We start from the raw sequence: 18498 nt of genomic DNA, 5'->3' as shown, positions 1-18498 counted from the left end.
GTAATGCCGAAATGCGGATAGAGTTGCTCGATCGTGCCCGAGGCGCCGAAGCCTGTCATGCCGACGAAGATGCCGTCGGAGCCGATCAGATGATCCCAACCCTGGCGTATGCCGGCCTCGATCGCCATCTTGATCGGCGCGTTGCCGATCGTTTTCTTGCGGTAGTCGTCGCTCTGCTGGTCGAACAGTTCGAAGCAGGGCACCGAGACGACGCGGGTCGGATGGCCGTGCTTTTCCAGCAGGTCGCGCGCGCCGAGCGCGATCTCGACCTCGGAGCCGGTGGCGAAGATCGTCACCGCCGCTTCACTGCTGGCGGCAGCCAGCTCATAGGCACCCTGGCTGCTCAGGTTCCTGGCAACGAATTCGTCGCGTACCGTCGGCAGGTTCTGGCGTGTCAGCGCCAACGTCGACGGCGTCTTTTCCGACTCAAGGGCGATCTGCCAGCATTCGGCGGTTTCGACGGCGTCGGCCGGGCGGAAGACATTGTGGTTGGGAATGGCGCGCAATGCGGCCAGATGCTCGACCGGCTGGTGGGTCGGGCCGTCTTCGCCCAGACCGATGGAATCATGGGTCATGACGAAGATCGAGCGGATGCCCATCAGCGATGCCAGCCGCATCGACGGCCGGGCATAGTCGGAAAAGCACATGAAGGTGCCGCCATAGGCGATGAGGCCGCCATGCAGCGTCAGGCCGTTGATCGCAGCCGCCATGCCGTGCTCCCGGATGCCGTAGTGGACATAGCGCTGGCCATAGTCGTCCGAGGTGATGTTCTTGGTCTGGCTGGTCTTGGTGTTGTTGGAGCCGGTCAGGTCGGCGGAGCCGCCGATGGTCTCGGGCAAGGCGCCGTTGATGACTTCCAGCGCCATCTCGGACGATTTGCGGGTGGCGACCTTCGGCTTGTCGGCCGACAGCTTCTTCTTGTAATCGGCAATGACCGCGTCGAAATTGGACGGCAGCTTGCCGCTGATGCGGCGCTCGAACTCAGCCTTCAGCTTGGCATCGGCCTTGGCCAGGCGGCCTTCCCAGTCTGCACGCGCCTTGACGCCGGCCTTGCCGGCGGTGCGCCAGGCGTCGAGGATGTCGGCCGGAATCTCGAAGGGCGGCGAATCCCAGTTGAAGAACTTGCGCGCGCCGGCGATCTCGTCGGCGCCAAGGGGGGAGCCGTGCGCCTTGTTGGTGCCGGCCTTGGTCGGCGCGCCGAAGCCGATGGTCGTCTTGCAGGCGATCATGGTCGGCTTGTCGGAATGGCGGGCGGCTTCGATGGCATAGGCGATGACTTCCGGATCGGTGCCGTCGATGTGGCTGGCATTCCAGCCGGAGGCCTGGAAGCGGGCCACCTGATCGGTGTTGTCGGACAGCGAGACCGGACCGTCGATCGAAATGTCGTTGTTGTCCCAGAAGACGATCAGCTTGTTGAGCTTGAGATGGCCGGCAAGCGCGATGGCTTCCTGGGAAACACCTTCCATCAGGCAGCCGTCGCCGGCCAGCACATAGGTGTAATGATCGACGAGATCGTTGCCGAAGGCGGCATTCATGATGCGCTCGCCGAGCGCGAAGCCGACCGAATTGGCGAGACCCTGGCCGAGCGGCCCCGTCGTCGTCTCTATGCCAGCGGCATGGCCGTATTCGGGATGGCCGGCGGTCTTCGAGCCCAACTGACGGAAGTGCTTGATCTGGTCGAGGGTCATGTCTTCGTAGCCGGTCAGATGCAGCAGCGAATAGAGCAGCATCGAGCCATGGCCGGCCGACAGGATGAAACGGTCGCGGTCGGCCCAGTGCGGGGCCTTGGGATCATATTTCAGGAAGCGCGTGAACAGCACCGTGGCGATATCGGCACAGCCCATGGGCAGGCCTGGATGGCCGGAATTTGCCTTCTCGACGGCGTCCATGGAGAGAAAGCGGATCGCATTGGCCATCCGGTCATGTTGTTCACGCGACGTCATGGTTCCTCCAGAAGTGGGGGTTTGGGGGCTTGGGAGAGCCCTTGAAAAGGGTGCGCGACACATAGCAGGCGCGGGCTTTTAGTCAACAAATCGGGTGCACATTTGCCGGTCTTGTGATGCCGGCGGCGGACCTACATTAGCGTTAGCGGGGGACAGTCGCGAGAGCTTTGTTGACGTTGCCTTCACCCGGTGCCTAATGTTTCAGGGATAACGCGTTCTGAACGTGAACGATTCGGTGATGGGCAGGGCACAGGACGAAGGCCATGACCGGGGAAGCCACACTCAAGGAAGTCATCGCGAGGCTGGGCAAGGCCATCGAGGGGCTGGAAAACGCCGTCGCGGCCAAGCTCGAGCATGAACGCGACTACTCCGAAGCCGAGGCCGAGGTGCAACGGATGAATGCCGACCGCTCGCGGCTGGCGCAGGAACTCGATAATTCCGAAGCGCGCGCCGAACGGCTGGAAGATGCCAACAAGGAAGTCTCGCGACGTTTGGTGACCGCCATGGAAACCATCCGCGCCGTGTTGGACAGATAGGAGCTGGCCCGATGGCACAGGTCACGGTTTCAATCGACGGCAAGCAGTATCGCATGGCCTGCGACGAGGGCCAGGAAGAGCATCTGATCGACCTTGCCGAACGCTTCGACCGCTATGTTTCACACCTGAAGGACTCGTTCGGCGAGATCGGCGATCAGCGGCTGACCGTGATGGCCGGCATCATGGTGATGGATGAACTCTCGGAGTTGCAAAAACGCGTCAAGGGCATGGAAAGCGAAGTGCTGACCTTGCGCAAGACCCGCGACGAGGCTCTGACCAAGGCCGACAAGAGCGATAGCGTGCTCACCAACGCGCTCGGCGCGCTGGCACAGCGCATGGAAGACCTGACTGTGACGCTGGCGGTCAACAAGAGCTGAGACAGAACCTTTCCTGTCCAACCCCAGGCTCTCATCCGCGCGCCGCGCATTCGGCAGCATAAAAATGCTCGCCTGCCGCCGACAAGAGTTTCATATTATCTTGCAGCCACGATTTTTGCGCTATGATGCAACGATGCCGGGCGGGACAGCTTGATGGCGGCGTGGGTTGCCGCGTGCCGTTCCTCGCTGCCGACGGTTCCGTTTACAGGGGAGATGTACCATGAGCCTTCGTATCAACGACATTGCGCCGGATTTTACCGCCGAGACCACGCAAGGGACGATTAAATTCCATGACTGGATTGGTGACGGTTGGGCGATCCTGTTCAGTCACCCGAAGAATTTCACGCCGGTCTGCACGACCGAGCTTGGCACGATGGCGGGGCTCGAAGGCGAGTTCAAGAAGCGCAACGTCAAGATCATCGGCATTTCGGTCGATCCGGTCGAAAGTCACGGCAAGTGGCAGGACGACATCAAGACGGCGACCGGTCATTCGGTGAACTATCCGCTGATCGGCGACAAGGACCTCAAGGTCGCCAAGCTCTACGACATGCTGCCGGGCGGTGCCGGCGAGACGTCGGAGGGCCGCACGCCCGCCGACAACGCCACAGTGCGCTCGGTCTACGTCATCGGACCGGACAAGAAGATCAAACTGGTGCTGACCTACCCGATGACCACGGGGCGCAATTTCGATGAGATCCTGCGCGCGGTCGATTCCATGCAGCTCACCGCCAAGCATCAGGTGGCGACACCGGCAAACTGGAAGCAGGGCGAGGACGTGATCATCACCGCTGCTGTCTCCAACGATGACGCGATCAAGCGCTTCGGCGCCTACGAGACCATTTTGCCCTATCTGCGGAAGACCAAGCAGCCATCGGCCTGATCCCAGGCGCCTCGGAACGATCTTTGGCCTCCTCACCCTTGCGAGCAAGTGATACTTGACTGACGACACCGAGCGGACAACCATGCTCCTCTCGGGTGTCGTCAGAGAAAATCATTCCTGGCGACCGAGAGTTGGGGAAGCCGGAATTGGACGTAGCTTTGGCCAGGCCGCAGGTCAGCGGCTTCTATGACAAGCCGACCGGCGCCATCCAGTATGTCGTCGCCGACCAGGCGACGAAGCGATGCGCCATCATCGATCCGATCCTCGATTTCGACGAGAAATCCGGTGCCACGGCAACGACGAATGCCGATGTCCTGCTCGACTTCGTCAGCGAGCAGGGACTGAGCGTCGAATGGATCCTCGATACCCATCCGCATGCCGACCATTTCTCGGCGGCGCATTACTTGAGAGAGAAGACCGGCGCGCCGACGGCGATCGGCGACAGGGTCATCGAGGTCCAGAAACTGTGGAAAGCGATCTACAACTGGCCGGATTTTCCCGCCGACGGTTCGCAGTGGGACAGGCTGTTTAGAGAAGGCGAAACCTTCCAAGTGGGTACCCTTCCGGTCAAGGTGCTGTTCTCGCCCGGACACACGCTGGCCTCGATCACCTATGTGATCGGCGATGCCGCCTTCATCCACGACACGCTGTTCATGCCCGACAGCGGCACGGCGAGGACGGACTTTCCCGGCGGCAGTGCCGCGCGGCTCTGGCGCTCGATCCAGGACATATTGGCGTTGCCGGACGAGACGCGGGTGTTCGTCGGCCATGACTATCAGGCCGGCGGCCGCGAACCTTTGTGGGAAAGCACGGTCGCCATACAGAAGGCTACCAACATCCATCTTGCCGCCGCCTGCAGCGAGGCCGAGTTCGTCGCCCTGCGCGAGGCGCGCGACAGGACGCTGCCGATGCCGCGGCTGATCCTGCATGCGCTGCAGGTCAACATGAATGGCGGGAGGCTGCCCGAACCCGAAGCCAATGGCCGGCGGTACCTGAAGTTTCCGCTGGACGGGCTTTGAGGGGCCGTTGGTGAAGCTGCCAATCTCGACCCTTGCGGGGGAGATTGGCTGTCGCCCCCGTTCGCCAACTCCCAATCAGCCACAAAAAAGGCGGCGCCAGGTTTCCTGGCGCCGCCTTGATTTTTTGTTGCCTTAGCTAACCTTACGCCGCCGGCTGCGCCTCAATCGTGCGCAGCGCCTGGGTCTGGCGCTTGGCGGCGGCCTTGACCGCGTCCTGCACCTTCTCGAAGGCGCGCACCTCGATCTGGCGCACGCGCTCGCGGCTGATGTCGAACTCGGACGACAGCTCTTCCAGCGTCAGCGGCTCTTCGGCGAGGCGACGGGCCTCGAAGATGCGCCGCTCGCGCTCGTTGAGCACGGCAAGAGCGCCCGACAGCATGCCGCGCCGGTTTTCCAGCTCGTCCTGCTCGATCAGCATCTCTTCCTGGCTTTCGTGGTCGTCGACCAGCCAGTCCTGCCATTCGCCGGATTCGCCTTCGCTGGCCCGGATCGGGGCGTTGAGCGAGGCGTCGCCGGACAGGCGGCGGTTCATCGACACCACTTCGGCTTCGGAAACGTTCAGCCTTGTGGCGATCTCGGTGATCTGGTCGGGCTTCAAGTCGCCGTCGTCGAGCGCCTGGATCTTGCCCTTCACCTTGCGCAGGTTGAAGAACAGGCGCTTCTGGTTGGCGGTCGTGCCCATCTTGACTAGGCTCCACGAGCGCAGGATGTACTCCTGGATCGAGGCCTTGATCCACCACATGGCGTAGGTCGCGAGGCGGAAGCCGCGCTCGGGTTCGAATTTCTTGACGGCCTGCATCAGGCCGACATTGCCTTCCGAGATCACTTCGCCGATCGGCAGGCCATAGCCGCGATAGCCCATGGCGATCTTGGCGACGAGCCTGAGGTGGCTGGTGACGAGCTTGTGCGCAGCGGAGGTGTCTTCATGCTCGGCGTAACGCTTGGCGAGCATGTACTCTTCCTGCGGCTGCAGCATGGGAAAGCGGCGGATTTCTTCCAGGTAGCGGCTGAGGCCGCCTTCGCCGGAAACGATACTGGGTAATGACTGGGCCATGATAGCGCCCCCTCTCTATTGGAGTGATGCCCCCGAAACGCGGCGGGCATGTGACGCGAGCACCAAAAGGCTCGCCCGCGACATCAGATCTTATACAGGAACAAAACCAGAAAAGACAGGCATTTGTTCAACACGAAACAGTGTGTCACGCTGAAGTGAACAATGCTGCTCAGGTTTTTCTGTGGCAGGTTCAGAGCTTGCGGAAGCCGCCGACGAGTTCCTCCATGTCCCTCGGTAACGGCGCCTCGAACCTCATCGTTAGATGGGTAGTGGGGTGCCGAAATGCAAGGAGCCAGGCATGCAAAGCTTGCCGGGGAAATGCCTTGACCTGGCTTTTCAGCGGTTCGGGCAGCCGGTTGGCCTTGGTGCGGAAGGCTTGGCCGTAATCGGGGTCGCCGATCACCGGATGGCCGATATGCGCCATGTGGACACGGATCTGGTGGGTGCGGCCGGTCTCCAGCCGGCATTCGACCAGGCTGGCCGTGGCGAACTCCTGTTGGCTCTCGCCGAAGCGCTCCTGCACGGCGAAGTGGGTGACCGCATGGCGGGCGTCGTCGCGTCCTTCCGGCACCACGGCACGGCGCACGCGGTCGGCGGCGCGGCCGAGCGGCGCGTCGACCCTTCCGGTCGGCCTCTGCGGTATGCCCCAGACCAGCGCCAGATAGGCACGCTCCAAGTCGCCGGTCAGGCCGTGATCGGCGAAAGCCTCGGACAGTGACTTGTGGGCGCGGTCGGTCTTGGCGACCACCATGACGCCGCTGGTCTCCTTGTCGAGGCGGTGGACGATGCCCGGCCGGCGCACACCCCCGATTCCTGAAAGGCTGGCGCCGCAATGATGGATCAGCGCATTGACCAGCGTGCCGGTCCAGTTGCCCGCTCCGGGGTGCACGACAAGCCCGGCCGGCTTGTTGATGACGATCAGTTCGTCGTCCTCATAGAGTACATCGAGTGCGATGTTCTCGCCCTGCGGCTCCGCCGGCTCCGGCTCCGGCATGGTAACCGACACGCTCTCGCCCGGCGCCATCTTGCGCTTGGTCTCGTCGACGGGCTTGCCGTCGACCGAGACCGCGCCCTGCCTGATCAGCATCTGCACGCGGCTGCGTGACATGTCCGGGCCGAGGTTTGCGGCCAGCCACTGGTCGAGGCGCAGGCCGGCCGCATCCGCGCCCGCCACCAGCACTGTCGGTTCCGCCTCTATCAATTCAGGGGCCTCTTCGCTATGAGCGCTCATTGAAAAACCGTTCCGGAACTGTTTTGCCATGGCCAGCCCGATCGCCGAAGAAGACCAGGATAAGCCGCTCGACCCCGAGGTCGAAAAGGTGCGCAGGAAACTCGTCCGCTTCGTCGGGATCAATCTCGGCCTGCTGTTCCTCGCCCTTATGGTGGTGATCGGCGCCCTTGTCTACAAAGCGCGCAATGCACCGCCGGCGAACCCGCCGCTGGCCGGCGATATCCAGACACCCGCCGGCGAACCGGTCAGCGGCGACATCGTGCTGCCGGTCGGGGCCAAGGTGGTCAGCCAGTCGCTGTCCGGCAATCGTGTCTCGATCGACGCCGAGCTTGCCGACGGCAGCCGCACGATCTTCGTCTACGACATCGCCGAGCGACGCCTGATCGGTCGTTTTGCGATCCGCAACAAATGAGCGGGCCGCAACAATGCAACAAACAGGTTTGTCGCAGAAATGAACAAGCCTGAGGTATGACCGGGTTCGCCGACCATCGACGCGTCGCGACCGTGGCCCTGGTCGTCGCCAATTATGACGAGGCGATTGCCTGGTATGTCGAGCGGCTGGGTTTCCTGCTCGTCGAGGATGTCGATCTCGGCGGCGGCAAGCGCTGGGTCACGGTGGCGCCGGCCAACGGGCAGGGCGCCAAGCTGCTGCTGGCCGCGGCTTCCGACGAGGCACAGAGCAAAAGCATCGGCAACCAGACCGGCGGGCGTGTCTTCCTGTTCCTCGAAACCGACGACTTTGCCCGCGACCATGCAGCGATGCTGGAGAAGGGCGTCGAATTCCGTGAAGCACCGCGCTCCGAGCCCTATGGCACGGTGGCGGTTTTCGCCGATCTGCACGGCAATCTCTGGGACCTCATCGAGCCGAAACGATAGGCTTGCAGCCGACTTTTCCCCGATAAGGGAAAGCCGCCGAACCCCAGTTGCTTTTTCCCAGCGCTCGGCCTATATCGCCGGTTCTTGAACGCGCCCATCGTCTAGCGGTCAGGACACCGCCCTCTCACGGCGGGAACAGGGGTTCGATTCCCCTTGGGCGTACCAAAGATTTCAAAGCACTTTTCTAGTCGCGTTTTGTTCTATCCAACATTTATGGCTTTTCACCCTAGACTAGGACATATTCGGATAGTTTGGGTTATAAGCGGGTGGCAAAATGGACTACGTCTATGTCGACAATTCCAATCTTTACATCGAAGGTCGTCGTGTCAGCGCAGTCAAGCAGGGGCTTGCGAAGGACATCAAAGAGGCGATGAACAATGGTGTCCTTGACCAAGGCTACCAGATTAGCTTTGGCAAACTACATGAATTTCTCTTTGGACAGAACAATCGCCAAATCAAGCGTGCTGCGCTCTTCGGATCGCGCCCGCCTCCTAATGACGGAATCTGGAAATTTGCTAAGAAGGCCGGCTTCGATGTTCACCTCGAAGATCGAAATTACGCCAACAAGGAGAAGAAGATCGACACGGGTATCGCCACGCTCTTGACGAAAGACGCTTATAAGTCTGGCGATCCGAAAAAGGATATCTTCACACTCGTGGCGGGCGACGCTGATTATGTACCGACCATCAAAGCACTTCAGGAAGATGGCTATAAGGTCGAGGTGGTGTTTTGGAACCACGCCTCACGCGAATTGGCGCAGGTAGCGACAAAATTTATCGGCTTGGACAGATATCTAGAGACGCTGCGAATGTGAGCCAACACCTTGGAGAGGTGAAGGACTCAGACCCGCTGCAGGCCAAAGCTGCCGCCAGCTGTTCGCCGAGTTGGTGGCCTTCACGAATGCTGAGGGTGGAACGCTCGTCCTCTGCGCCGAGGAAACGGCTGAAGAATCTAGGCGCGCCAACAGCGTTTCGCCGCTGCGTAGAAGCAGATTCCAATAATGTGATTTGGGGGTGACATGCTGGCATCATTCTTACAGACAGCATCGGTTGTAATCGCAGCGATTTCTGTAGCCATAGGCGTTACCGCTTGGCGGCGATCAGCGCTTGGTCAAAAGCGTTTTGAACTCGCTGAGCGTGTCTACGAACTGTTCTTGGAGGCCAGGGACGCTTTCAGCCACATTCGATCGCCCTTCGGATACGGAGGCGAAGGCTCAACCAGAAATAAGCGGGAGGGGGAAACTGAGGAGGAAACCCAGCTCCTCAACAATGCCTACGTTGCAATTGAGAGGTACAACAACAAAGCTGAGGTGTTCTCGAAGTTGATTCCCCTTAAGCACCGGTTCAGCCTCTACTTCGGCAAGGAGACTGCGGAACCCTTCACGGAGCTTACCAGCATAATAAACGAGATATTTCTGGCGTCGCGCCAGCTTTCCCGGTCTTGGCGTGATCAAGGGCGCAGCCCAATGTCACCGGAGGAATTCGAAAAACATCTCGAGCGAATGCATAGGGCCGAAGGCGTCTTCTGGGAGGGTGCCGAGGATCCGGATTTGCTCAAGCAGCGCATCGATGCGATGGTCGCAAAAATTGAGCGGACCTGCGAAAGCGTAATCAACCCGCGCCGCAACATCCGTACAGTTGCGGCAGGTGCCTTCGCCGAGGGAAGATCGTTTCTAAGCTTCCGAAAGATGTGACTGTTAGCCACGCCGGTCGGCCGGCCGGTCGGCGGAATTATTCCATGAGCCTGAACCAATCGCGCATCGTAAGTTGAAGACGCAGTTGCTCGTCCTCAGCAAGTGGGCTGCAATGCGCGATAGGATTTCTCAGCGCATTGAGGCTCGCCATAACCTTCTCGACTGCCCGTTTGCTAGAAAAAAGCGCGCCAAAGATGTCCCAGTTCGCGGTGATTATCCCAGAGAGCTCGCCAAAAGTAGTATAGTCCAGTTCGTCATGGGAGCGGCGCGTTACGCCGGCATCGAGTTCTTTTTGGATACGGCTGGCAACTTCCGTCTTAATGTTGGGCAAAACGCGTGCACCCTGCCACCAGTCCGGCGTCTTGTCAGCTGCCTCCATAACTTCTGAGACGAGTCCTCTAATGGACTTTTCTAGGGAGTAGAAAACTTCGTAGTGGCGGGACATTGCCTTCGCCTCAGCGCGAATAGCCATGTCGATCTGTGGGTAGTATTTTTCATTTACCTCAGCGGAGATGGCGGGCAAATGACCAAGCTCAAGGCCGTACTGAGTGGCAATGCGGGATAGGTCTTCGGCAACCATCTGGTTGGTCATTCCGAATGCCTTTATCTTATCTAGGACGGATCTATTCATTTTCCGAAAGCAGATGCTCTTTGAGACTCTTGAATATAGCATTGAAAACGGCCTGATCTGAAGTGGCCGGCAGATTGAGATTGATAGTGTACGATAGATTCAAGCCCAATCCGCTTCGTCGTATAGACTGAATATGCTCCATTGGTACGACGTCTTTGGCCGGAACATGTTGAATTTGAGGTGCATCGTCGGTATCGAAGTTTGCATAGCTTTTCAAAATCTTCAGGGTCGAAAGGGTTAGCTTGGGGACCTGACCTTCCGCAGCCGCTCCAGTGACTTGCAGAATTAGCGATAGAAGAGCGGAATCTGATAGGTCATAAAAATACTCGTTGGCGTCGGACAGGGGCTTATAGCCATGCTTTATTGCCGCCGCTACAGCGGATTTGTCAGTCATATTATTTCGGAACTGCTTGTAAAGATCAGTTGGGCTCCCGTCCGAAGCCACAAAGCCGATTCTCTTTAGGAACGGCAGCATAGCGGCGCCCGTTCCCCCCTTCAATTGAAGCTTCGTCGTGACAAAATCTCCCGTGACACGCTCCGGCGTCGCGGCGGCCTTGATCTTCTCGAAGGCTGTTTTGATCGACCCAGGCGCTGATAAGTATGGCAATGTTGCAGGCACGATCCCCTCCTAGCGGCAAGGCTTCACGATAGCCGAAGTTGCAGATGACGCAACTAAGCGACTGTAAAAGTAGATCGTTGAGTGGATCGAATAGGAGAGCCAGTGCAGCCATAATCAGCCAAGGCATCGCAATATCCGCAGTTCGGTACCACCAAGTTGGAGGCTTCAGAGGTATCTGCTTCTTTCTATGGGGGTTTCATCGACGGAGTTCTCAAGGGTCCGACTCCTCTTGGGCGTACCACTCTCTCCGTCTCCACCAATCGTCCAACCTAGATCGCATTCGCCGCTTCTGGCGTAGCGGGGCCGATTGCATTAGCATCGCGTCATGGGTCCTGAGGCCCGGCTCCAGCGGCGCGCAGAACGCCGGGTGTTGGGCGGATCCGGACGGGCAGTCGATGCCTCGGGAGGGAGACCAATGCAGAAACTGCAGTCGCAGGGCGTTCATCACATCACGCTGGTCGGCGCCGGACGCCAGACCTCCATCGATTTCTGGGAAGGCGTGCTCGGCATGCCGTTCATCTTCGAGCAGCCCAACCTCGACAAGCCGAGGGAAAGCCATCTCTATTTCGATCCCGGCGACGGCCGGCTGATCACCATCTTCACCGACGAGAGCCGCACACCGGAGAAACGGCGCACGCCGACCGATCCGGGCTGTGTCCACCACATCGCCTTTTCGGTGTCGCGCGTCACCTTCCTGCAGGCGGTCTCCCGGCTTGACGAGCGCGGCATCAAGCACAGCGGCGTCAAGGATCGCGGTTTCATGGATTCGATCTATTTCGAGGATCCGCTCGGCCTGCTGATCGAACTGGCGTCCTACCGCTTCGAACCGCCAGCGGGCTTCACCCACGCCGATGTGCTGATGGAAGCGCACAGGCTGCGGGTCGCGCGCGGCGACTACAACATCGCCGAAGTGCATCTCGCCGATGCGATCCAGGCGCTCGTCGAGCGCTCCCGCGCCACCTTGTCGGACGATCGGGCGCCGAAGAACCCATACTGAACAGACCAGAGGGAGGAACAAGATGGCCAAGACAGCGACGAAGACTGCCGGGAAATCCGCGGCGAAAGCTGCGGCAAAGCCAAAAGCCAAGGCGGCCGCCAAGCCTGCGGTGAAGGCGACGGCAAAAGCCGCGCCCAAGGCCAAGCCGGCCAAGAAGCCGGCGTTGAAGCTCAGCATGCTGAAGCCCAGCGTCAACAACATGACCGTGCGGGTGTTTGCGCGCGCGGCCGGTTTCGACCATGCCGAGACCGATGCCTGGGGCCACACCCGTTCGCCGGAGTTCATGGCGCGAAATCCCGCCCATTTGACACCGATGATCGAGGACAAGGGCCTTCCCAGAGGCGTGCTGTGGGAAAGTTGCGCCATCATGCAGTATCTCGCCAACAAGCACGGGCTGGAGAAATTCTATCCGAAGGCGCCGGCCAAGCGGGCGATGGTCGACAGTGCCATGTTCTACCTGATCGGTACGCTCTACCCTTATGTGGCGCGCGCCACCTATCCGGCGCTCGGCTTCCCACAATATGCCGGCGAGGTCGGCCACAGCGACGCGCACCCCGACAGGAAGTCGGAGGCCCAGAAGGCGGCGATGGCGGCGATCGCCGAGCCGCTCGAAGTGTTTCACAGCTTCTTCAGGGACGGCAAGCCGTTCATCGGCGGCAAGAACCCGTCGATCGCCGATATCCGCCTGGCGGCGACGCTCGAATTCCTGGCCGTCGTCGACTATGCCTTGCCCAAGTGGGCGAAGGACTATGTGGCGGCGATCGAGAAGACGCTCGGCAAGGCCTATAGCGAGCCGGCCGGCGATGTGCGCGGCTACATCGCCCATGTGAAGTCGCAGGCCAAGGCCTGAGGTTAAGGATTCGTTAACCAAAGCCCTGTCTACTGCAGGCAATTCGCTTTCGGCCCGCGACCACGGATGTACTGGCGCAGAACGTCGTAGCGATAGGAAAGGTCGGCGCAATGCCGGCCTTTTTGCTTTCGCACGCCATCGCCAAGTGCGATCTGGCACGCAGGCCTCGTCCAGTGTCGCTTTTTTGGCGTCAACTTTTGTCGAGAGATATTGTCATTGCCGGCGTTGGCCCTACCATCCATTTCGGCAGTCCGGCATGGATTGTCGGTCAGGCATGAGACGAGGGCTGGCGATGAAAAGCGTTGCGAGACGGATTGCGGTTGCGGGCGTGATGCTGGCGGCCGCTGTCCATGCTTCGAGTGCAGCCGAACTCAACACGATGGACGATGTCGGGGCAGCGATCCAGGCATGCTGGACACCGCCGGCGGACGCCGGGACCGCCAGCGTCACCTTGAGCTTCAGCTTCAAGCGGGACGGCACGCTGATCGGCCCGCCGAGGCCGACGGCCATTAAAGTGGATGGTGATGCCAAATCGAAGAAATCGTTTGTCGATGCCGCGACGGCGGCCCTGCAGGATTGCCTGCCCCTGACTTTCTCGGAGAAGCTGGCGCAAGGGATCGCTGGCAACGTGTTTACGTTGCAATTCGCCTCTCCCAAGTAAGCCTCGTTGTCGGGTCAGTGGTGACTGCGCCTGGCCTCGGCATGCCGGGCAAGATCGGGCGTCTCGAAGACGTAGTCGCTCCAGGCTGATTCAGGAACCTGGCCGGCCAGATAGCATTCCAGCAACAGGCTTTGCTCGGGATTGAGTGGCCTTGGCGCGCGCTGGTCCAGCCCCAGCGAGTGAAACAGGTTTCTTGTCAGGTCGGAGACGGTGAAGTGGATCGACATCTGCGTTCTCCCTTTGGTCCTTCAACGCGGAAGACCGGGCAAAGGTTTCGAACGCATGGCGATAATGGCGCATTGATCTCGGTCCGTTGCGCTGCAGGTCCTCGGCGATGGTCGGGCTTGCGCTTTCTTTCGAGGTTCGTCTCAATCTTGAAATAAAAATGTAATATCGAATTTACACGAGGTGACGTAGTACAATAGACAATAGGTCGTTCATGTCGAAATTCTTTATATTATTAGGAATTACTCATGTAGCCGAAGCTTGCTGAAGTCATGGCTCTAAATTCCAGGTTCTCTGCAAAAAGGACCAGTTGTCCCGATGATCCGTTTCTGGCCTTCCATGGTGATCGCATTTATTTCGCTGGCCGCAGTTTTGTTCGGTACGCTTTCGTCCTACGCGGACAGCTGCGGCGCGATCAGAAGCCAGTTGCTTTCGGCTGGCCGCAGCGGCGGGGCGAGCCCGGAGCTTGCCCAGTTGCGCCGGCAACTTGCAGCCATCCAGACTATCGAGAGACAACGCCAGTGCACGGCGAAAAGTTCGCTTGGTGGTCTCTTCAACGCTTGCGCCGATCTCGCCAGGAGCCGCTCGGATGTGCAGCGCCGGATCGCTGCCGCTGGGAATTCGGGCCGCGACACAGCGGGCCTGCAGGCGCGCCTCGTCGCGCTTGGCTGTGCGCCTTCGGCAAAGCAACGGCCTGTGCGCGCCGCGCCCAGCACCCAATCGGCGAGCACCACGTTCGCCGGCAATGCGATGCTGTTTTGCGTGCGTCTGTCGGACGGATATTTCTTCCCGGCGCCAAAGTCGCAATTCGCCGCCAGCGGCGATCTGAAGGAGACGGTCGATCAATGCCGTTACATCTGCGATGACCCCGGCGTCGACCTCTACACGTTGAACGACGCCAGCCTCGAGACCGACCAGATGACCGCGCTCGACACGCGCAAACCCTATACCGAGCTGCCGGCAGCCTTCAGATATCGCGATGATGCGAATTTCAAGGCATGCGACGTCAAGCGCTACTACCAGCGGGTCACCGAACTGCGAGCCAGGACCGTGACGCCCGCCAACATGCGCAACGCCATTATTCCGCTGCCGACGGCGAAGCCGGATCTCAGCACGGTTGCGGCCGTCCCCGGGATCGATGCCGAAGCCCCAGGTGCCGCCCAGCACCTTTCGATCGAGGCCGGCGAGCGGCCGGTGCGCTTGGTCGGCCCGGCATTTTTCCCGGCCGAATGATCGCCGGTCTTCCCCGATTTGCGATCACCGGCGGCGGCGTGCCTGCTGCTATGCTGCTGCGCGATCCGTCTGGAACAGAGGGGCGCTCACGGCGTTGTGATCGACATCAGCCGGGAGGAACGCCATGGCTACGTTCAGGGAAATGCGGGTGCTGGAGATCGTCGAAAACGACTCGCTGACCACCGAACAGAAAATCGCCGAACTGCGCGAGATCGAATCCGAGGCGCGTGGGTTGCAGCGGGCTGCCTCGGAGGGTCCAATGGACGACGATGACGGTTGGCAGGAAGATCTGCGTCAGGTTCGTCTTGCACTCGACAAACTCGGAGCGAAGGAGCCGAAAAAAGGCGCTGCTTCCCTGTGAAGGCCGGTTCGCCGAGCTATCCGCGGATCGCGTTTGTTTGACCGAATCCCGCTTTTAAGACCAAGCTCCAATCTAATCGCAGACCATGCGAGCTCTCTTGCCAGGCTCGCTGACGTTCCTGCAGGTCAGCGACTTCGCCGGCGCCGATAGGGACGCCGACGCAGGCAACCTCGTCTGGTGCCGTTTCGGTGCGGCATGGCTGACCTTGCGCTCGGAAAAACGCCGGGGCGGCTGCGGCGCCACCGGAAAAGCGCCGTTTTCGACCTCGGATTGGCCGTAGTCGACATTCGGTGGCGGCCGGTCCCAGAAGCGCCGGACATCGAGCGGCCTCGGGATGACGACCGTGCCGTCATAACTGCGCGAGCAACCGCCGCCGAAAAGCAGCGCCAGCCCCATGAAAAAAGGCACAATCCGTCCAAGCATCAGCAATACCCCTCCCGTTGCTTATATAGCGGGTTCGACCCCGCCGACAACCGGGCGGAATGAAGCTAACTGACCGTTAAGGTTAGCGGATCCTTAATGCTTCTCGGGCACATTTTGCCGACGAACCGCGGAGGAGGGTTCGGCCTTGGTTTTCGGGGTGGGGACGGCATGGCGGAAGCGAACGAAACAATCAGGGCGCGCGGCAAGCGCGCGCCTCGCAGATCCACAGCGCATGGCGACGATGCATCATCGTCCGCCTCTTGCATGGATTCGAACGATGCGCTTCGCCAACTCGTCGAAGCCGGTTCCGACTGGGTCTGGGAGACCGACGCCGAACTGCGCTTCTCCTGGCTCTCGCAAAATTACCAGGCAGCCACCGGCATCGATCCGGCAAACGTGCTTGGCCGGTTCCGCTTCGACTTCCTCAATCAGGTCCTGAACGGCGATCGTAGTGGCGCCGCGCATTTGGAGGATCTGCAGGCGCACCGGCCTTTTCGCGACTTCGTCTACGAACTCAAGGGTGGCAGCGCCGACTGTCGCTGGGTCTTGACATCAGGCTTTCCGAAGTTCGACGACGAAGGAAGATTTGCCGGCTATCGCGGAATCGGCCGCAACGTCACGGCATTGGCCGGCGCCTTCAAAGGTCCGGGGCAGGAACCATCGGCCGACGGCGAGCCCGACCAGCATCTGGCCGACCTCGAGCGGACGATGGACGCCATGCACATGGGCGTCGTGCTCCTCGACGCCAGGCTCGACACGCTGATCGTCAACAAGGCCTATCGCGACCTCTCGAGGATTCCGGACGGCGCTGTCGGCGTCGGCGCTCCGTTCAGCCTGTTGATGGAACTCAACCGCCGCAGCGGCATCTATGGCGACATCGACGAACGGCAATGGCAGCGCTACCTTGCCACTCGTCTCGAGGAGATTCGCGCCGGATCCGTCGCGCCGCGCGAATTTGTCCATGCCAATGGCAGGACGATGATGTTCTCGGTGACGGCGCTGTCAGGCGGCAAGCGGCTGTTGACCTATTATGAGGTCACCGAGATCAAGCAACGCGATGCGGAGATCAAAAGCGCGAACGCCAAGATCGCCGAGACCTTCGCCAGTCTCCGCACCATGGTCGACCAGATGCCGATCGGTGTCCTCGTCCTCGACGCCGATATGCGCACCGAGATCATCAACCGTGCTTTCTATGATTTCTGGCAGATCGACGCCCGGCGCGCCGAGATCGGCTGCAGCTTCCGCGATCTGATGGACGCCAGCCGCGACATCGATCCGTTTGGTGCCGACGATGCATCATGGCAGCGGCATATCGCCGAGCGCGAGGCGGAAATCAGGGCCGGGATCGCCGCGGCGCGGCAGTTCCCGCGCAATGACGGCCGCACGCTGATATCGTCGATGGCGCCGCTGGCCGGCGGCAAGCGGCTGATCTCCTATGTCGACGTCACCGACATGAAGAACCGGGAGGCCGAACTTGCCGACGCGCTGGAGAAAGCGCGGCTGGCGGAGGCGGTGATCAACGCCGTCAAGGATCCGATCTTCGTCAAGGACGACCATCTGCGCTTCGTCTTCGTCAACGAGGCGTTCGCGGCTCTGTTTGGCCAGACGCCGCAAGCCATGCTCGGCAAACCCGGCGGCGATTTCCTCCCGGCGAACGCTGTCGCGCTTTTCGAGCAGAGCGAAGGTGAGGTCCTTGCGACCGGGCGGCCGTACGAAGTGGAAGAGAATTTCGAGGTCGATGGCGCCAGCCGATCGCGTATCGTCAGGAAGAGCCGCGTCGGCATGGCCAGCGGCCGCAACTATGTTGCCGGCTTCCTGTTCGATATTTCCGAAATGAAGCGCCGCGAGACGGAAGCGCAGGATGCGCGCAAGCATCTTGCCAGCGTGCTGGAATCCTTGCCGGCCGCCGTGATCATCTACGATCGCGACGACAGGTTCGTTTTCGCCAACCGCAAGATCCAGGATACGCTGCCGGCCTTGAAGCCGGCATGGCAGCCCGGCTGCACATTCCGCGAGGCACTCGTTCTGGGCCATGCGAACGGCTATTTCCGCGACAGCGGCGATCCACAAGTCGACCAGCTCTACGACAGCGACCATGACCGCTGGCTGGATGCGATCCTCGCCCGCTACCGCTTGCCCAATTCCTGCTACGAGCGTCATAACCCCGACGGCCGCTGGTACCAGGTCTACGACATGCGGACCGATGATGGCACCTTCATCGGTGTTCGCGTCGACATCTCCGAGATCAAGAGCCGCGAGGCGGCATTGCGCGATTCGATGCGCCAGATCGACCTGTTCCGGCACGTGATGGACGAGTTGCCGGTGGCCGCCTTCATCAAGGCGCAGGACCTGAGCATAGAATTCGTCAACAAGGCCTGGTGCGCGATCACCGGCTTGGCCAAGGAGGATGTCATCGGCCGCACCGACCGGCAGTTGTTCGGTGCGCAGGACGCCGATGGCTACAGCCATGACGACACGCAAGTCGCCGTGACGGGCGACGTCAGGGAGGTCGAGGAACCCGTCACCCATCGCGACGGCACGGTTCGGCAGTTGATGACGCGCAAGAGCCGCCTGGTGACGCTGGACGGGTCGGTGCATCTGGTCGGTTCGAGCACCGACATCACCGACGTCAAGGCGCGCGAGCGTGCGCTGGAAGAGAGCATGCGCGAGAACGAGGTGTTCCGCAGCCTGATCGACAACGTGCCGGTATCGATCTACGCCAAGCGCTCCGATCTCCGGCAGTTCTATGTCAACAAGGGCTGGTCCGATCTCACGGGCTTCAGCAAGGAAGAGGCTATCGGCAAGACCGACATCGAGATTTTCGGGCCGGATGGCGAGGCTTTCGTCAATGGCGACCTCGCCGTGCTGCGCACCGGCGAAACCCAGGAG

At 60.7% G+C, this 18498-nt stretch carries 21 protein-coding genes and 1 tRNA gene; 15 read left to right on the top strand and 7 right to left on the bottom strand.

Features of this window, described 5'->3' with window-relative positions:
• The coding region (gene tkt, locus EOB80_RS25025; protein ID WP_245466435.1) for a transketolase at positions 1–1943 on the bottom strand (1943 nt) is incomplete at its 3' end.
• 263 nt (positions 1944–2206) lie between these two features.
• Here tkt and EOB80_RS25020 point away from each other — a divergent pair.
• The 4 genes from EOB80_RS25020 (at position 2207) to EOB80_RS25005 (ending at position 4755) form a co-directional block, all read left to right on the top strand.
• Complete coding sequence (locus tag EOB80_RS25020; RefSeq protein WP_013529251.1) at positions 2207–2479, top strand: DUF4164 domain-containing protein; 273 nt, start codon at positions 2207–2209, stop codon at positions 2477–2479.
• A gap of 11 nt (positions 2480–2490) precedes the next feature.
• Positions 2491–2856: a cell division protein ZapA gene (locus tag EOB80_RS25015; RefSeq protein WP_023810969.1), complete on the top strand. Its 366-nt coding sequence runs from the start codon at positions 2491–2493 to the stop codon at positions 2854–2856.
• A gap of 220 nt (positions 2857–3076) precedes the next feature.
• A complete protein-coding gene (locus EOB80_RS25010) occupies positions 3077–3736 on the top strand; it encodes a peroxiredoxin (protein ID WP_127320615.1) in 660 nt (219 codons plus the stop codon).
• Positions 3737–3882: 146 nt separating this feature from the next.
• Positions 3883–4755, top strand: coding sequence for an MBL fold metallo-hydrolase (locus EOB80_RS25005; RefSeq protein ID WP_127320616.1), 873 nt, complete (start codon positions 3883–3885; stop codon positions 4753–4755).
• A 142-nt stretch (positions 4756–4897) separates the two neighbouring features.
• Here the strand turns inward: EOB80_RS25005 and rpoH are convergent, their stop codons facing one another.
• Positions 4898–5809, bottom strand: coding sequence for an RNA polymerase sigma factor RpoH (gene rpoH, locus EOB80_RS25000; RefSeq protein ID WP_127268033.1), 912 nt, complete (start codon positions 5807–5809; stop codon positions 4898–4900).
• A 190-nt stretch (positions 5810–5999) separates the two neighbouring features.
• The gene (locus tag EOB80_RS24995; protein ID WP_127330411.1) at positions 6000–7040 is read right to left on the bottom strand and encodes an RluA family pseudouridine synthase; all 1041 of its coding nucleotides are present in this window, start codon (positions 7038–7040) and stop codon (positions 6000–6002) included.
• Positions 7041–7068: 28 nt separating this feature from the next.
• Between EOB80_RS24995 and EOB80_RS24990 the strand changes: the two genes are divergently transcribed.
• The 5 genes from EOB80_RS24990 to EOB80_RS24970 all read left to right on the top strand — a co-directional run bounded on the left by EOB80_RS24990 (position 7069) and on the right by EOB80_RS24970 (position 9609).
• Positions 7069–7452 carry a fimbrial protein gene (locus EOB80_RS24990; protein WP_127330409.1) on the top strand — a complete coding sequence of 128 codons (384 nt, stop codon included), beginning with the start codon at positions 7069–7071 and terminating at the stop codon, positions 7450–7452.
• Positions 7453–7508: 56 nt separating this feature from the next.
• Positions 7509–7916: a VOC family protein gene (locus EOB80_RS24985; protein WP_127330407.1), complete on the top strand. Its 408-nt coding sequence runs from the start codon at positions 7509–7511 to the stop codon at positions 7914–7916.
• Positions 7917–8006: 90 nt separating this feature from the next.
• Positions 8007–8081 (top strand) — tRNA-Glu (locus tag EOB80_RS24980).
• 109 nt (positions 8082–8190) lie between these two features.
• The gene (locus EOB80_RS24975; RefSeq protein WP_127330405.1) at positions 8191–8730 is read left to right on the top strand and encodes an NYN domain-containing protein; all 540 of its coding nucleotides are present in this window, start codon (positions 8191–8193) and stop codon (positions 8728–8730) included.
• A gap of 204 nt (positions 8731–8934) precedes the next feature.
• Entirely contained in the window at positions 8935–9609 is a 675-nt protein-coding gene (locus EOB80_RS24970; protein ID WP_127330403.1) for a hypothetical protein, read from the top strand.
• 37 nt (positions 9610–9646) lie between these two features.
• Here EOB80_RS24970 and EOB80_RS24965 read toward each other — a convergent pair whose 3' ends face one another.
• Together EOB80_RS24965 and EOB80_RS24960 are read right to left on the bottom strand one after the other, a co-directional pair.
• The gene (locus EOB80_RS24965) at positions 9647–10201 is read right to left on the bottom strand and encodes a Swt1 family HEPN domain-containing protein (protein WP_206516841.1); all 555 of its coding nucleotides are present in this window, start codon (positions 10199–10201) and stop codon (positions 9647–9649) included.
• Positions 10202–10232: 31 nt separating this feature from the next.
• A complete protein-coding gene (locus EOB80_RS24960) occupies positions 10233–10859 on the bottom strand; it encodes a DUF5343 domain-containing protein (protein WP_127330399.1) in 627 nt (208 codons plus the stop codon).
• Between the two features lie 415 nt (positions 10860–11274).
• Here EOB80_RS24960 and EOB80_RS24955 point away from each other — a divergent pair, with 415 nt between their 5' ends.
• The 3 genes from EOB80_RS24955 (at position 11275) to EOB80_RS24945 (ending at position 13367) form a co-directional block, all read left to right on the top strand.
• Positions 11275–11856: a VOC family protein gene (locus EOB80_RS24955; protein WP_127268028.1), complete on the top strand. Its 582-nt coding sequence runs from the start codon at positions 11275–11277 to the stop codon at positions 11854–11856.
• A gap of 22 nt (positions 11857–11878) precedes the next feature.
• Positions 11879–12706 carry a glutathione S-transferase family protein gene (locus tag EOB80_RS24950; protein ID WP_127320621.1) on the top strand — a complete coding sequence of 276 codons (828 nt, stop codon included), beginning with the start codon at positions 11879–11881 and terminating at the stop codon, positions 12704–12706.
• Between the two features lie 292 nt (positions 12707–12998).
• A complete protein-coding gene (locus tag EOB80_RS24945) occupies positions 12999–13367 on the top strand; it encodes a hypothetical protein (protein WP_127330397.1) in 369 nt (122 codons plus the stop codon).
• A 14-nt stretch (positions 13368–13381) separates the two neighbouring features.
• Here EOB80_RS24945 and EOB80_RS24940 read toward each other — a convergent pair whose 3' ends face one another.
• Complete coding sequence (locus tag EOB80_RS24940) at positions 13382–13594, bottom strand: hypothetical protein (protein WP_023810978.1); 213 nt, start codon at positions 13592–13594, stop codon at positions 13382–13384.
• A gap of 316 nt (positions 13595–13910) precedes the next feature.
• On the opposite strand from EOB80_RS24940, the gene EOB80_RS24935 reads away from it, so the two are divergent.
• Entirely contained in the window at positions 13911–14825 is a 915-nt protein-coding gene (locus EOB80_RS24935; protein ID WP_127330395.1) for a DUF2865 domain-containing protein, read from the top strand.
• 124 nt (positions 14826–14949) lie between these two features.
• On the top strand, positions 14950–15186 hold the full coding sequence (locus EOB80_RS24930) for a hypothetical protein (RefSeq protein ID WP_127330393.1): 237 nt from the start codon (positions 14950–14952) through the stop codon (positions 15184–15186).
• 72 nt (positions 15187–15258) lie between these two features.
• Here EOB80_RS24930 and EOB80_RS24925 read toward each other — a convergent pair whose 3' ends face one another.
• Entirely contained in the window at positions 15259–15609 is a 351-nt protein-coding gene (locus EOB80_RS24925; protein ID WP_127268024.1) for a hypothetical protein, read from the bottom strand.
• Between the two features lie 168 nt (positions 15610–15777).
• Here EOB80_RS24925 and EOB80_RS35520 point away from each other — a divergent pair.
• A partial coding sequence (locus EOB80_RS35520; protein WP_245466434.1) for a PAS domain-containing protein occupies positions 15778–18498 on the top strand: 2721 nt, incomplete at its 3' end.

Source organism: Mesorhizobium sp. M7A.F.Ca.MR.245.00.0.0, from assembly GCF_003997415.1.
GTDB lineage: Bacteria > Pseudomonadota > Alphaproteobacteria > Rhizobiales > Rhizobiaceae > Mesorhizobium.
The sequence above is the reverse complement of the archived record's forward strand: the minus strand, read 5'-3'. Positions and strand labels throughout refer to the sequence as shown.